Annotated in this window: 10 protein-coding genes; 1 reads left to right on the forward strand and 9 read right to left on the reverse strand. The window is 36.2% G+C overall.

Annotation, left to right across the window (positions count from 1 at the left end):
• Window positions 1-112 precede the first annotated feature (112 nt).
• The 9 genes from ACIQ7T_RS23365 to ACIQ7T_RS23405 all read right to left on the reverse strand — a co-directional run bounded on the left by ACIQ7T_RS23365 (window position 113) and on the right by ACIQ7T_RS23405 (window position 14,920).
• Window positions 113-3,037, reverse strand: coding sequence for a vWA domain-containing protein (locus ACIQ7T_RS23365; RefSeq protein WP_402873955.1), 2,925 nt, complete (start codon window positions 3,035-3,037; stop codon window positions 113-115).
• A gap of 19 nt (window positions 3,038-3,056) precedes the next feature.
• Window positions 3,057-4,511 carry an S-layer homology domain-containing protein gene (locus ACIQ7T_RS23370; protein WP_370075449.1) on the reverse strand — a complete coding sequence of 485 codons (1,455 nt, stop codon included), beginning with the start codon at window positions 4,509-4,511 and terminating at the stop codon, window positions 3,057-3,059.
• Window positions 4,512-4,949: 438 nt separating this feature from the next.
• A complete protein-coding gene (locus tag ACIQ7T_RS23375; protein WP_402873957.1) occupies window positions 4,950-6,608 on the reverse strand; it encodes a hypothetical protein in 1,659 nt (552 codons plus the stop codon).
• Window positions 6,609-6,773: 165 nt separating this feature from the next.
• Window positions 6,774-6,947 carry a YjfB family protein gene (locus ACIQ7T_RS23380; protein ID WP_012295488.1) on the reverse strand — a complete coding sequence of 58 codons (174 nt, stop codon included), beginning with the start codon at window positions 6,945-6,947 and terminating at the stop codon, window positions 6,774-6,776.
• Window positions 6,948-7,065: 118 nt separating this feature from the next.
• Window positions 7,066-7,647: a ribosome biogenesis GTP-binding protein YihA/YsxC gene (gene yihA / locus ACIQ7T_RS23385; protein WP_132357011.1), complete on the reverse strand. Its 582-nt coding sequence runs from the start codon at window positions 7,645-7,647 to the stop codon at window positions 7,066-7,068.
• Between the two features lie 4 nt (window positions 7,648-7,651).
• Window positions 7,652-9,976, reverse strand: coding sequence for an endopeptidase La (gene lon / locus ACIQ7T_RS23390; RefSeq protein ID WP_402873960.1), 2,325 nt, complete (start codon window positions 9,974-9,976; stop codon window positions 7,652-7,654).
• Window positions 9,977-10,206: 230 nt separating this feature from the next.
• Window positions 10,207-11,478 (reverse strand): ATP-dependent protease ATP-binding subunit ClpX, encoded by a 1,272-nt coding sequence (clpX, locus tag ACIQ7T_RS23395; RefSeq protein ID WP_323647644.1) that lies wholly within the window; start codon window positions 11,476-11,478, stop codon window positions 10,207-10,209.
• A gap of 1,051 nt (window positions 11,479-12,529) precedes the next feature.
• Window positions 12,530-13,819 (reverse strand): trigger factor, encoded by a 1,290-nt coding sequence (tig, locus tag ACIQ7T_RS23400; protein WP_370075452.1) that lies wholly within the window; start codon window positions 13,817-13,819, stop codon window positions 12,530-12,532.
• A gap of 111 nt (window positions 13,820-13,930) precedes the next feature.
• On the reverse strand, window positions 13,931-14,920 hold the full coding sequence (locus ACIQ7T_RS23405) for a tetratricopeptide repeat protein (protein ID WP_370075453.1): 990 nt from the start codon (window positions 14,918-14,920) through the stop codon (window positions 13,931-13,933).
• Window positions 14,921-15,314: 394 nt separating this feature from the next.
• Here ACIQ7T_RS23405 and ACIQ7T_RS23410 point away from each other — a divergent pair, with 394 nt between their 5' ends.
• Window positions 15,315-15,782 carry a hypothetical protein gene (locus ACIQ7T_RS23410; RefSeq protein ID WP_402873964.1) on the forward strand — a complete coding sequence of 156 codons (468 nt, stop codon included), beginning with the start codon at window positions 15,315-15,317 and terminating at the stop codon, window positions 15,780-15,782.
• Window positions 15,783-16,041 lie beyond the last annotated feature (259 nt).

Raw genomic sequence — 16,041 nt, forward strand, 5'->3', positions numbered from 1 at the left:
ATATGGAGACAACATAAAAAATAGAGAAATCCGAATTTGAATTCATTCAAATTCGGATTTCTCACTAATTGAAGCTAGTTATGTCCCAGCCTCTTAAAATAACTTTTATCTATTAATCTGTGATTGTCACGGTTTTTGTAGCTATAATTTTACCGTCTTTATCATATGCTACAAATTCAATCTCATTATTAACTTTGAAGTCCTGCATTGTTTGAACTGTTTTTGTTAGCATGTAGACACTATCACTACGCTTATTCAATTCAAATTGCACATCTCCACTTAAAGAAGGGAATCGTACATTTACCTTTGCAACATTTGAACAATTACCATCAATTCTTGCATTCATTGTAATATTGCCCTTGCGTAGAGTAACTGTCGCTTCTTCAAATAGATTTTCAGGAGTCACACAACTTGACGACGAAGTTTTACATAAAATTGAATCAATAATTTTTTGGAAAACTTGATGTAATTGTAAGTTATCATTTGCGTGGTAATAAGTACCGCCAGTTTCAGTAGCCAGTTGCATTAAAATTGCATCATTGACTTGTGATTTTTTACCCATACTTACAGTGTAAACCTTAACCCCTTTATTTTTCGCTTCGTTCAGCACTTTTGTCATTTTAGATTTACTTGTTTTACCGTCTGATACGACAATTATAGCTTTTGAAGTTTTCGAGTCATTGGAGAATTTAGACAGAGCGAGATCTATACCTGCAAAGATATCTGTAGCACCCTTCTCTTTCGATGCTTTATATAGATCTTTTTTCAAGACATTGTCTGTACTGCCCTCCCCAAGAACAGTAGCTTTTGTATTTGTTTCAATAACAATATTATTTTTAGCCTTAATTTGATTGATTACTTCCATCATTTTCTTACCACGATAATTTGTTTGGTCAGAAGCTTTCATGGAAGCAGAGTAATCAACTACGTAAGCGACTTCTGTTGCTAAAGAACAAGAATTTTTACTAAAGTAAGGATTTGTGAAAATTTCCTTTGTAATTGTTTTATCTTTTAAATCCTTCAATATTGTTGCATAACGAGGATCTATTTTATTAACTAATGTTGCTTCAGCTTTTGATTTTCCATAAATAATCGAGTCAAAGTACGCTACAGCTGTACCTGGGCTACCTGTATTATTTAAATAATCCGAAGTATTTGTCACAAATGAAGCTGTTTTCTCAACACCATCAAATTTAATTTTTACTGTTCCTTGGTAGTCAGTAATAATTTCTCCACCAGGTTTTACTAATGTAACCATTACCTTAGTATAACGATCTTTACCCGATGGTCTTGATGCCGCATCCGCACTTTCCTTTAATGCTTCCACTCGTTTTTTATAAGCTTCTACTTGACCGAGTAATTTACCACCTTGGTATTTTAATAATACTGTTCGATCATAATTACTCAAGTTCGTGAGAATAGCATAAATTTTCATGACACTATCATAATGCTCTAGCGTTAATTTCTTTTCATCAGGCATATGGTTCATAAGTTGAATAATAGAACCGACTGGGTTTATGTTCTCTACCTGTGAGGCAATCGCATCATCAATTCCTTGAATACGATAAATTGGACGCCCATCATCTGAAATCATATACATAATTTCTGTTTTAGCAGGTGTTGTCACAGAGTCCTTCAAACGTCGATTTAATAGTTCCTCAAATAAGAAAACGGAAATATCATAGTTTTCAAACTGTAAAATGGCATGCTCATAGCCTAATGCTGGATATTTTGGATCCGAGCCACCGTATCTTAAATACATATTTTGCACATTGCCAAGAGCATCCGTTACATTTGTTTGTTGCCCAATACTAAATAGCTTTTTATCTGCATCTTTATCTAAAGGGACTGGATCGTAAACATCAATAATGTTTTCAGTAAAGAACTCAGGTAACTTTTCATACGGTACATATGGAGGTGTTACATTGCCATTTTCATCATCCGTATTTGCTGGATCATACACTTGATAATCAATGCGCATTTCTGGCTGAGGTGAGTAACGTACATGTGCATTCAATTTCTCACCTACAAGACATTTCATACCAGGATCTGTGTTGTTAATAAGTTCAAATGTAATTGTATCGCGTACAGATTTTGTTAATTTTGGTGCTATTACAATCACAGAGACAGTAGAGCCATCTGATTGTACATTTCGAACAGCTTCACCAGATGTGTCAACGATTTTTGCACCATATGACGAAGTTACACGGAATGTATAAGATTTATCATCAGGTATTGGATCGCCATTACAAGCTTTTAAAGATACAGTAATTAGCGTTGAATCTTGATCATTTGCAATTAAATCTGGTTTTTCAACATCAATACTTTGAAGAGCATTATTCACATACTCTGGTCCAGTAAAATCATTAGAATTATCCTTTGGCTCTTCAAATTCTGCGTTGTTTGAGCCCATGAAGCCTGACGGTAATGTGATTTTATCGTTATCACGACCTGCTGCTGCACGTTTTAATCCTAGTACAGCAAAGTTACCGTTTTGTACACTGCGATATAAAAATTCAGCAACATCTCCACGAGTTAGCTTTGTAGAAGGATTGAAATCGGCAAATGTCTTTTTACCAGTGCTTCCTGTTGAAATATCATTTGTGTATAAATATTGAACCGCTTGAGGCTCATCTAAATCTAAACCTTTAAAGGCAGCATATATACGCGCAAATTGTCCACGTGTAACAGCTTTCGAACGATTTGCTGTCGTGTAAGTACCGTTAAATGGTAAATAAAAATCACTATAGAAGTTATAAGCGACACTTTCGTTATATGTTAATGCATAGTTCTTATCGAGCTTCGCAAACATTACAACAAGCTCTCGTTCAGTTATTTGCTCATTAGGTAAAAAGTTGTTAGCGCTATTCAATGAGAGTAGATCATTATCGACTGCCCACGAAATAGCTTTGTATTTGCCGTTATTGGTTGGGACATCATTAATTGTCGTAGCGGCTTGAGTCACAGCTGGAGTAGCTGTCATCAAAATTAGTACGAAACAAAGCAGAGATAGAAATGCCTTTTTAGCATATGTCATTTATTTTTCAGCCCTTTCATTAATTAAAGAACAATATATCATCTCGATAGTTTTGTTTTAAATCGCTTTCTAAATAATTCAAGAAACGTTCTAACACTACGGATGCTTGTGCTCGCGTTAATGGCTGATCTGGATTAAATCGACCTGTTGTAGGGTCACCAGTCATTAAGCCTAACTCATTCGCAATGTATATTCCGTCTTTTGAATAGTTTGGAATTTGCGCATCATCCTTAAACTTTGTCACATAGCCTGGATCTGGCGCCTTATTTTCTAGCCCTAATGCACGTACAAAAATCGTAGCGGCTTGAGCTCGAGTAATTTGATTATCAGGTTTGAAGTACTCTGGCGTTACACCTTTAATAATTCCTTTTTTATACGCAGACTCAATATAGGCATAATCTTTCACCGTACGTTTAACATCTTTAAAAACACTAGTAGCTGATGTCGATTTTTTCGTTTTCGGTTCTTCCATAACACGTAAGTCAACTGCCTTACCAATCGCCGTTGTAAAGTCAATACGCTTCATCGGGGTATTTGGTGAGAAGAAGTTACTCGCATCAGAATAAATACCTAAAGAGTATAATTTTTCAATAGCTCCTTTTGCATAATGATTTGATAAATCACGGAACTTAGGAATGATTAAACGTTCAATTGTCGGCATATATTCTTTATCTAAATCAAGAGTACCTTTTTGCCCAGAGGATAAATCATACGTATATTCTGAAATAACATCTTTTTCACTTACTACCGCATATCCACCATCAAAGCTCCCTAAACTTCCTAGGTTTTCTTCATAGTTTAGTACACGTGATTTGCTTGTCGATAAGCGATTTTTCACATGGCTAGTCTTACCGTCGCTATATTTATAAACAGCTTCTGTAATTTGTGTTTCTGTTGCTCCCCAGAAGTTTTCATAGCCAGCATGACGACTATCAGTATCAATCGTTACTGTATTTTGGACTGCATTTTTTCCAGTCCCTGTTTGATAGGCATATGTTTTTCTTGAAATCACATTACCTGAGTAATAATCAGAGGCTGCACGATTGTCCGTTACAGTTCCTTGTGAAAATTGGTAATCTACCAATGTATATGTTATTTTCCCAACAACAATTTTCTCAGTATACTTTTTCACTACACCATTCGATGTTTTTTGACCAATCGTAGCATAATCTACAACATCAGATTCGTAGGTCATATTTCGTGTTAATGTAGCACCATTACTTGCTGTTAGCTTTAGATTATATGTTTCGGTTAACTTTCCTTTAGATTCTTTTTGTGTAATTTTAATGTCTTTACTAGTACCTTTAAATATAATAGGTGTTCCTGTAATGAAAACAGCTTCCTCATATGTATATTCATTTTTTACAGCACCTGTTGTTTCTAATGAAACAGCTAATGCATTTTCTGGGATAGTAACTCCAATAACAAATACAGCAAGAACCACTAACATTATTTTAGATAAATGTTTTCGCATTCTTTTTTTGTCCCTCACTTTCATTCCATACATATCCGCATCTGGAGCTGCTGTCAATAATTTTCTTCAACTTTACAAAATAATCAGGTGAATTGATTAACCATTATTATCTGCTTTTATCAACACACCTGAAAAATTCAAGGATCAATTATACCTCGGCATAATTCGGTGACATCCGCCGGAGGCTTTAGGCCAACACGATATTGGTCACTCAGTCGTTGCCGAAAGACGTGCGTCTATTTCAGCAGATGTTTGGACACCGCTGAAAAGTGACGTAAAACCGCATTCATCTCACCATCTATAGAGGTGTGAACTTCCGTAGCGCTGAAAGAAGTTAACATCTGCTCGTCTTCTACGCAGGGCGACAAAGTTTCCCACCACAAGCGAATATATTTGTCGTAAAAATACTCGCAGAAGACTCACAGACTTCTAAATTGATTAATCAACTAATATTAAATGAGCTTTGACAAAACGATCTGATAATACTACTAAACGATCAGAAGGTTTTAAATCAGATGCTTGAATAACTTTACCAGCTTTAATAATTGTAGCTTGATCAATATTCATATCAATCATTTCACCAGCTTCATACCAGCGACCATTTTGCCATTGACTAACGCTCTTCACATTAATTACAGCTGGGTATTTCGATTTAACTGACTGTAGTTTACCAGTTAACATTAATGGTGCAACAGGCTTCGCTTTATTTAGAATATGAAGGGCTTGTACATGACCATCCTTCACATAGAAGTATCCATATTCTCCTTCATATAGATGAAGCTCAATATCAGGAATAACACTATAAATTTTGTTACCATCATCTACTATAGCCTTTGTTGAATTACTAACAGATAGTACAGTACGCTCTGTTTTCTTGAAGACATTTGACTCGATCTTCATCGCATCATCAATTTCGATTAAATAGCCATCTGCTTGTGATAAACGTCCATAATATAACTCATGACCTGATAAGTTTGGTGACATAAAGCTATCACTTGTTACTTCCACAACTTGGGCATAATGATCACGTGCAGCACCGTCCGAAATAACAAAAGCTGTACCATAAGCTAATAAGCCAGTAGGTTCAATTAAACGACCATTTCTAATTAAAATCGTTCCATCGTGGAAGTATAATGTACCGGCAGATTTAAGTTTTAATAATTGATATTTAGTATCTACAGAAAGCATTGGCTCATAGTAAGTTCGCTCATTGTTTTTCAATACAACAATCTTTTCAATCACTTCTTTGCCAAATTGTTTAACTGTTGCATAATATGCTTGACTGCCAATGTAATTTTTCAACTGACCTTTATCAATTTTTGTATTTCCAACATATATCGGAACCTTCGATGAAAAATTCATCGTTGATAAAGCTGTTGTTGTGTCAGAGCCAAATTGCCAATTTATAAAAGCATGTTGGTTTTTGACAGTTAATTTATTTGTATTGGCATTAACTGTCTGTATCTCACCTTTATACAGGTTTTCAACTAATGTACCCGTCTCACTAATGTCTATTTTTGTGACAATGGATGTGTTTCGATTTTTAAGGCTAAGCTTCACACGATCCCCCACATATAAAGCGCTAATATCGACAGCTGAGGAGTTTTTTTGATATTCTGTATCTTTATTTATATAGTAAGTTGTTTCCTCCCCAATATCTGGCTTCAGCATAATGAATAGTCCATTTGGATCAATACTTGTCACTACTCCAGCAAGTATTTTTGTATTTTGCGCAACTGTTGGAGATTCTGTTTCATTTGTAGAATTAGAAGTACCTCGCAGCTCAACAACACTGCGAAGGGAAATTTCCGCTTCTACTTTCATTCCCATCTTAAAGCCTTCGATTGTTGTCACTGTATTATTAATATATAGGCGGGCACTATCATTGATATTGTATGTAGCTTGATGACCGCTTTCATTTTGCAAAGTAATTTTACTAAGCTTTTTTTCTATTACTCCGTTAGAATTTGCATATTCTGAAAATGTTACATCAACAAAGGTCCCAGTCACCATTTGGGCAGCATGAGCTGTTTTATTTGATGAAAATCCGAGAACCGCTAGTAACACAATCATTAGTATGTATGGAATCTTCTTCAACAAATCCCGCCTCCTAAAAAATTGTTATTATAAATAGTATATCGTACTATTGGTAGTTTTTCCTATTCAAAAAGTTACATTTTAGTGCTTTTACTTACTTTTTAAATCTACCATTAGACACAAAGATAGAGGTAGCTCTTCCATTTTCAAGCTACCTTTGCTTCATCATACTTGAACGTCAATTGTATGTCCGGCTGTCGGATGTGGAGCATCTAACATTTCAACTAATTGTTCTGTATTTTGCTGTTGCATCTCCATTGCCTGCTTCGTTACAGCTAGAGATACATTTTGCATTAAAGTTGCTTGATTCATTGCCATTGATAAAGCTGCGATATCCATTTAGTCCACCTCCTATTTAATTTATCGGTCAGTTGTCCCATTCATCAAGCGATTCCCCAAATTTTTAATAAAAAAACATCTACTGTCCTAAATAATAGACTCAATAGATGTTTTTTTATTACATTTTATTTTCGATTGTACGCCAAGCTTCTTCAAAGCCAATTCCTTTTTCTGAAGAAAAGACAATAAGGGGATCATTTTTTTCCATGTCTAGCGTTTCTTTCACGATTTTTTTATGCTTATCCCATTTACCTTTTGGAATTTTATCTGCTTTTGTTGCAATAACAATACAAGGAATATTGTAATGCTTTAAAAAATCATACATCATGCGATCATCAGCTGTAGGGGGATGACGTAAGTCAACAATTTGTACGACTGCCTTTAATTCATTGCGCCCTGTGATGTAACGCTCAATCATTTTTCCCCATGCTTCACGCTCAGTTTTTGAAACCTTTGCATAACCATAGCCCGGAACATCTACAAAAAATAATTGTTCTTCAATTTTGTAAAAATTAAGCGTTTGTGTTTTTCCGGGCTTTGAAGAAATACGTGCTAAAGCCTTACGACCGATCATTCGATTAATAAATGAGGATTTCCCCACATTTGAACGACCGGCTAGTGCAAATTCTGGCAGTCCATCTTCTGGATATTGGTCTGGTCTTACAGCACTTATGACCATTTCTACGTTATGGACTTTCATTTTCTTAAAAACCTCCGTCCAGTGCATGGGCTAATACTTCATCAGCCGATGACACTAGTTTAAATGTTAGTTGTTCGCGTACACTTTCAGGAATATCCTCAAGATCTCGCTCATTATCTTTCGGACAAATAATTGTCGTTAAGCCCGCTCGATGCGCACTGAGTGTTTTTTCCTTTAAGCCACCAATTGGCAGTACACGTCCACGTAATGTAATTTCACCTGTCATGCCGACTTCACGGCGTATTGGACGATGTAAAATTGCGGAAACAATTGCGGTTGCCATAGTAATACCTGCGGAAGGTCCATCTTTCGGAACAGCTCCTTCAGGAACATGAATATGAATATCATGTGTTTCAAAATATTCTGCATCCACTTTTAGATCTCCCATTTTTGTACGGACATACGATAAAGCTGTTTGAGCAGATTCCTTCATGACATCGCCAAGCTTACCAGTTAACTGCAATTTTCCTTTACCAGGTGTTAATGATACCTCAATTTGTAATGTATCACCACCTACAGTTGTATAAGCAAGCCCAGTAGCTACACCGATTTGATTTTCCTCTTCTGCTTGTCCATATCGGAAACGATGTTTACCGAGTAATTCCTCTAACGTTTTCGAGTTCACTGTTACTCGTTTTTTCTCACCAGAAACGATGATCTTAGCGATTTTACGACATAGGGTTGCGATTTGACGCTCTAGTCCGCGAACACCTGCTTCACGAGTATAATAACGGATAATATCAACTACGGCTTCGTCTTTAATAATAACTTGTGTTTTTTTCAAGCCATGCTCTTTTAACTGTTTCGGTATTAAGTGATTTTTCGTAATTTGCTCTTTTTCAATTTCTGTATAACCAGCAATTGAGATTACTTCCATACGATCTAGTAACGGCCCAGGAATTGTACTTAAATCATTCGCAGTTGCTATAAATAATACATTTGATAAATCATAAGGTTCTTCGATGTAATGATCACTAAATGTATTATTTTGAGCCGGATCTAAAACTTCAAGCATTGCTGCTGCAGGATCTCCCCTAAAGTCATTAGACATTTTATCAATTTCATCTAGAAGGAACACAGGATTAATTGTTCCTGCCTTTTTCATCCCTTGGATAATACGACCTGGCATTGCCCCAACATACGTACGACGATGACCACGAATTTCCGATTCGTCTCGTACCCCACCTAATGAAATTCGGATAAATTTGCGATCCAAGCTTTCTGCAACAGATCGAGCTAATGATGTTTTACCTACACCTGGAGGGCCAGCTAAACATAATATTGGTCCACGTAACGATTTTTTCAACTGACGTACAGCTAAATATTCTAATATACGTTCTTTTACTTTTTCTAAACCGTCATGGTCACGATTTAAAATGTCCTCTGCATGTTCGATATTCATGCGATCTTCAGTCGAATTTGTCCATGGTAATGAAACAATCCAATCAATATAGTTTCGGATGACGCCACTCTCTGCACTAGCTGCTGGTAGCTTCTCATAGCGATCCAACTCTTTAAGCACTACTTCTTTCGTTGATTCAGGCATCCCTGTTTCGTCGATACGTTTACGTAATTCAGCTACTTCACCAGTTTTTCCTTCACGATCTCCTAGCTCTGTTTGAATAGCTTTCATTTGTTCACGTAAATAATACTCCTTTTGCGTACGCTCCATGGATTGCTTAACTTTTGTATTAATTTTCTTTTCAAGATCAAGTACTTCTTGCTCGTCATGTAAACGAATAATTAAATGATCTAATCGCTTCTTTACATTGAGCATCTCTAATACTTCTTGTTTATCTGCAATCTTAAATGGTAAATGCGATGCAATGATGTCTGCTAAACGACCTGGCTCTTCAATGTCTGCCACAGTACTGATGGTTTCAGATGTAATTTTATTGGAGCCTTTCGCGTATCTTTCGAAATACGTTAACAACGTACGCATTAAAGCCTGTGTTTCAACATCCTTACCGATTGTTTCCTCCTTAACATCGATGTCAACAATCGTATATTTTTCTAGCGCCCGATAGTTAGACCATGTTGCACGCGCTACACCTTCCACTAAAATACGCAGTGTTCCATTTGGTAATTTTAACATCTGTTTGACATATGCCATCGTACCAACTGTATATAAATCTTGCTCATCAGGCTGTTCATCATGCACTTCTTTTTGTGTTACCAATAATATCAATTGGTCCTCTAGCATCGCTTGTTCTAGCGCCGCTACAGAACGATTTCTACCCACATCAATATGTAACACCATCGACGGGTATACTAAAAGTCCACGTAAAGGCAATAATGGTACACTTGTTGTTTTTTGTATTGTCACCATGCGGGTATTCACCTCCGTCAAAATTTTCTTATTCACTCCCACGCTACTAGTATGTGTCTAAAAAGCTGATTCACACTAGTTAATCAATTGAGCCAAAAATTTCATCTAATTACAGTTGGCTTTATGTATGAATGAATAAAAAGCTGACTGTCGATATGTGCGAATATTGCACAATCGAAGTCAGCTAAATTACTCTTTATCTCATAACAATAGACATTAGTATCTGTTCGTTATGCTGAAGTTTTTGTGTCGCTACCTTCATCGAGTTCAGTGCCATCTTCAAGAAGCAATTTCGGTTTTTCTTTATCCGTAATTGTTTTTGCCGTAATGATACATTTTTTCACGTCTTCGCGTGAAGGTAGTTCGTACATTACATCAAGCATTGTTGACTCAATAATTGAACGAAGACCACGTGCACCCGTTTTCCGTTCTATTGCTTCTTTTGCAATTTCAGAAAGAGCACCTTCATCAAACTCAAGCTCAACACCATCTAGTTCAAGCATTTTTTGATATTGCTTAGCTAGTGCATTTTTAGGCTCCGTTAAAATTTGTACAAGCGCAGCCTCGTTTAATTGTTCTAGACTTGCAAGTACTGGTAATCGACCGATGAATTCTGGAATTAGACCAAATTTTAATAAATCCTCTGGAATCAACTTTGCCATAATTGAGCCTTCATCCATATCAATTTTGTTTGGATCTGAACCGAAGCCAATTACTTTTTCACCTTGACGACGTTTAATAATGGATTCTATTCCATCAAATGCTCCACCCACAATAAATAAGATGTTTGTAGTATCGATTTGTAAAAACTCTTGGTGTGGATGCTTACGACCACCTTGTGGTGGGACACTTGCAACTGTACCTTCTAAAATTTTTAGAAGGGCTTGTTGTACACCTTCACCAGAAACATCACGTGTAATGGATGGATTTTCGGATTTACGTGCAACTTTATCGATTTCATCAATATAGATGATTCCTTTTTCAGCACGCTCGATATCGTAATCTGCGGATTGAATTAATTTTAATAAAATATTTTCAACGTCCTCACCAACATAGCCAGCTTCTGTTAGAGAAGTAGCATCTGCAATAGCAAAAGGAACGTTTAATATACGTGCCAATGTTTGGGCCAATAAAGTTTTACCGCTACCAGTTGGGCCGATTAACACAATGTTCGATTTCGCTAATTCTACATCATCAATCTTACTATTTGTATTAATGCGCTTGTAGTGATTGTAAACCGCAACTGCTAAAGCTTTTTTAGCACGATCTTGTCCTATTACATACTCATCTAAAATCGTTAAGATTTCTTTCGGTTTTGGAATATCTTGGAATTCAATTTCTTCTTCAACACCCAGTTCCTCTACAACGATTTCTGAACAAAGTTCGATACATTCATCACAAATATAAACACCAGGACCTGCAACTAGTTTACGTACCTGTTCTTGTGGCTTTCCACAGAATGAGCATTTTAAATTGCCTTTTTCATCATTAAATTTGAACAATATGTTTCACCCCTATTCAAGCAACAATCTTACAAGATTATTGAATCTTTATCAAATAAATTGTCTGCATCTATTTACACCACGGCGTTTATGTTTCAAGATTTTAAAAAGATTTCGACATTCATTGCACGAAAAACATTAACATTTATCGCCAATAATGCCCATTCATTAACTTGATGAATTCCAGCTCATCACCATAGCGTGTGGTTGATTTCCGTCCGGCTGGGCGCTTTGTAGCTGACGCTTTGCTTTCGCTACAGAAAACATTTGCCGCTGTCGCTTCGCTTTCGCACAGAGCAAAGCTTTCTGGGGGCGTCCAGCCTTCACTCCAATCAACTTATATAAATGAAGTGGCATACGTTTTAACAAATCTCATCCACAACTTTTGGTGATGAACTTGAATTCCGCTAATTATACCGTTGAATTCCATGTGTTGTTACTGACTGATTCTTCAGAAACCTCTAGCGACGAAAGACCTTTCTTTTCGTCAAGATTTCTGACACTAGACTGATATTTGGCTTGTGACCCTCACTATATACCGGTAATACAAGTTAAAAATACTCAAATGAGTAACTTACATTTCTATTAATTATGCCTCGGCATAATTGCTGCTGTCGCTTTGCTTTCGCGCAGAAAACATTTGTAGCTGTCGCTACAGAAAATAATGGCTGAAAGAAGTTAAAATCTATTACATTCGCCAGAGGCTTAACTTCATTCAGAAGAGGATGTATTTCGTTATTCCTCATTCGGAAGGATTGAGACATCAATATGATCTCAACTGAATAAAGTCAAATTTTAGCATCGTGTGAAAAGTCAAACAATACTATGTATTAGAGAAGTATAAGGCCTTTTGCCTATCCCCTTTTCAAAAAAGTATTTCCTTTTGGAGGATGCTTTTTGCGGTGAAAATAGTCGTAATATTAATAATATAATTAATTGAACTAATTCTAAAGGGGAATCTAGCTAAACCTAAATAAAAAATATGTGATAAAACAAGGCACGGTTTAATGCCGTACCTTGTTTTCATTTTTCTATCCAGTTACAAAAAATCCTATTCAGTAATTTTAGCGTTTTCTACTAAAAATTCAACTGTTTTTTGAATTTTAATGTCGTTTTCAAGAACTGCTGTGCCACCTAAAGCTCCAGTAATTTGCTCTTTAGTCATGTTAAATTGAGCAGCCATTTTTTCTAATTCAGCTGCGATATCAGCTTCAGTTGCTTCAATTTTTTCAGCTTCAGCAATTGCTTCAAGTGTTAAAGATACACGTACGCGGCTTTGTGCTTCTTCTTTCATTTGTCCACGTAAATCTTCTTCTGATTGACCTGAGAATTGATAGTAAAGGTCTAAGTTCATACCTTGCGTTTGTAAACGTTGACCAAATTCTTGTAACATACGATCAGTTTCAGAGTTAATCATACCAGCAGGTACTTCAAATTCTGCACTCTCAGCAGCTTTTTCTACTAATTCATCACGAAGTGCTGCATCTGATTCTGCTTGTTTTTGTTCAGCAGTTTGCTCTTTGATTTTAGCGCGTAAAGCTTCAACACCCTCAACTTCTGGGTCTAATTCTTTAGCGAATTCGTCGTTTAATTCTGGAAGAACTTTTGTTTTAACTTCTTTTACAGTTACTTTGAAAGTAGCTTCTTTACCAGCTAATTCAGCTGCATGGTATTCTTCTGGGAAAGTAACAACTACGTCTTTAGATTCACCATTTTTAATACCTACAAGTTGCTCTTCAAAGCCTGGGATGAATGAGCCTGAACCGATTTCTAGTGGGTAGTCTTCACCTTTACCACCTTCAAATGCTTCTTCACCTACGAAACCTTCAAAGTCGATAGTAGCTGTATCGCCTTCTACGATAGCTTCGTCTTCTTTAATTTCAAGCTCTGCTTTACGAGCTAATTGGTCTTGAATTTGTGTTTCTACTTCTTCATCAGTAACTTCTACTGGAAGTTTCGTAACTTCTAAACCTTTGTACTCACCAAGTTTTGGCTCTGGTTTCACTGTTACTTGAGCAGTAAATGTGAAATCTTTACCATGTGTGAAGTTTTCTGTACCAGAAATTTCTGGGTAATCAACTGGCATAATACCAGCTTCATCGATCGCTTTCGAATAAGATTCAGGAACGATGATTTCTAATGCATCTTGGTATAAAGATTCGATACCAAAGCGTTGTTCAAACATATTACGAGGCATTTTTCCTTTACGGAAACCTGGTACGTTAATTTGTTTTACAACTTTTTTGAACGCTTGGTCCATTGCTGCGTCTACTTCTGCAGCAGGTACTTCGATTGTAAGAGTACCGATATTACCTTCTTGTTTTTCCCATTTTGCTGACATGTATAAATACCTCCAAATAAATAATCAAGTTTATTGTTAGACAATTCATTCGTAACTACGATTTTGACAACCATTTTAGTATAACATAGATGCGTATAGTTTCAACTTATTTCATACTTCATGTAGTTCCGTTAACTTTTCTAACATTTGTAAAAAGTCAATGATTTCATAGTCCATTTCCTGTACTTTTCCGAGCATAGATTGTACAAAGTCTATATAACTATAAGCAATATCATCGGCTTCATACGGGTGCCATTCAAACGGATACGTCACAATGGCATGCTTCGCCATTAAATATTGTACCATTTCTAACGTCGATGGGTCTTGCTCTAATTTATTTTCGATTATATTTTTTACTTCCCTATACTGAGGCAACTGATTTGGTAAGACTAAATTGTTAGGGTTAATAATCTTTGTTCCATTAAATTTTGAAACAGTAATGTCTATTGACACTTCTTGTTCCACTAAAAGGATTAATGCTAAGCTCTGAACAAATGGATGGATTGTTGGATATTCAATAATAGCTTTCAATGCTGTCTTTAATTGTCGTACATTCGTATCCATTAAGCGATGCAGCCGAATTGATTGTTCGTTCGGCGTTAATGCACTAAATTTCGAAAGTTCATATTCTTGCTCTTCTAACAATCGTTTAGCATCCTCTTTTTTTTGAAGATTCTTAGCAACTTCTTGATTCAAGCTTCTTAAGCGTTCAAATTTCTCAAGCTGATCTTCTGGAAGTACGTTTTCTTCAATTAATGTCGTAATTAACGACTCTACTTGATGGTATTCCTTTAACTGCATACATACTGTAACATACAGTTCCATTATTTCTACATACAATGTCGTCCCCATAGCAAATAATTGCTCACAAACATTTTTAACTTTATCGTATTCTTTTAATTCATATAAAGCATACGCGTAGGTACTTAATGCAATTTCGTCTCCAGCTTCATATGAAAATGCTTTTTCAAAGCTTGCCACAGCCTCTTCATATTGATAATTTTCCGCATACATATGTCCTTCACGTATTAATGTCTGAACAGCACCAGGAAAAACAACAATATTGTCATGTTTGATAACATGCCGTTTTCGCTTTGTCATTTTTCTCACCTCTTTAGCTCTATTTTACTCATTAGTTAGTTCTTATTGAATGACCATCATAACATGGAGTTGATTTCCGTATTCGCTGAACGCTTTACCAGTAAGCTACTTTTATTTGGTCACGAAGGTTTATCCATATCTAGGACGCCCACCTTCACTCCAATCAATCTCATTAGTTGATCTACGTTTTAATAAATGTCACTTTCAACTCTTTAGGTAAATGACAACACTTATATACCAATAAATCAATCCACTGCTTATTTGCAACAAAAATCTTCACTTATGCATTTCATATTTTGTAATAAATTGTATTATAATTAATACTATATTTTATTTATTGTTATTACAGGCATCCTACTTTGTAATTTAAAGTTCTTCACAAGGAGTGGAATACATGCAATTAATAGATACAGTTAGTGAATTTGGTAGTAGCATCTCTCCTATGTATGAGGCACTATCAATTAAAGTTGTTTCGTTATCTACAGCGGACGGTCCCCATCTGAAGGATTATCCGATTGAATTTGAAATACTCACAAGAACTAAGATTGATGTATACACACAAGAAGCGATTACACATATTATAGGTATCCAAGGTCACATCCCTGGCTCCATTTCACTTGGACACCCACATGAGTCAATTTATATTATTCCCCAAAATGTACACATTGAATGCAACTATAAACTTCTAAGTATCGACAAAAAAGATATGAAACGAATCTTACTGCACTCTCAACCGAATCTTCATTATAGTGAATGGCTAATTGATGCCATTAAAAATGCAAATATTCTCGTAGAATTAAAAACTAATCTAAACACCTTTACTGAATGGCCGCTCGGTATAAAGTCGGCCGTTATATCATAACTGGGATGAGACATACTTTAATAGGTATGTCTTTTATTATTGGAAACTATCGCGTCAATGCAAGATGTCCTTAAAAAATATGACTCTTCGGCAAAGCAAGGGGGGTGATTTTCGTTCCGACTGAGCGCTTTCCTGGGGGCGTCCGTTGAGCCGCTTGGGGCAACAGATGTTTTTTTGCGCGAAAGCGTAGTGCTAACGTAGCGGCAGCAGCAGGATGTTGGTCACGAAGGCGTTATCACAGGACGTGATGGTTTTAGCC

It is taken from the genome of Lysinibacillus sp. NPDC096212 (assembly GCF_044763105.1).
GTDB lineage: Bacteria > Bacillota > Bacilli > Bacillales_A > Planococcaceae > Lysinibacillus.

What these genes read in the sequence shown, in the direction of transcription:
- ACIQ7T_RS23365 (WP_402873955.1), bottom strand. Translation starts at nt 3,037, where the DNA reads ATGACATATGCTAAAAAGGCATTTCTATCTCTGCTTTGTTTCGTACTA.
- ACIQ7T_RS23370 (WP_370075449.1), bottom strand. Translation starts at nt 4,511, where the DNA reads ATGCGAAAACATTTATCTAAAATAATGTTAGTGGTTCTTGCTGTATTT.
- ACIQ7T_RS23380 (WP_012295488.1), bottom strand. Translation starts at nt 6,947, where the DNA reads ATGGATATCGCAGCTTTATCAATGGCAATGAATCAAGCAACTTTAATG.
- yihA (WP_132357011.1), bottom strand. Translation starts at nt 7,647, where the DNA reads ATGAAAGTCCATAACGTAGAAATGGTCATAAGTGCTGTAAGACCAGAC.
- lon (WP_402873960.1), bottom strand. Translation starts at nt 9,976, where the DNA reads ATGGTGACAATACAAAAAACAACAAGTGTACCATTATTGCCTTTACGT.
- tig (WP_370075452.1), bottom strand. Translation starts at nt 13,819, where the DNA reads ATGTCAGCAAAATGGGAAAAACAAGAAGGTAATATCGGTACTCTTACA.
- ACIQ7T_RS23405 (WP_370075453.1), bottom strand. Translation starts at nt 14,920, where the DNA reads ATGACAAAGCGAAAACGGCATGTTATCAAACATGACAATATTGTTGTT.
- ACIQ7T_RS23410 (WP_402873964.1), top strand. Translation starts at nt 15,315, where the DNA reads ATGCAATTAATAGATACAGTTAGTGAATTTGGTAGTAGCATCTCTCCT.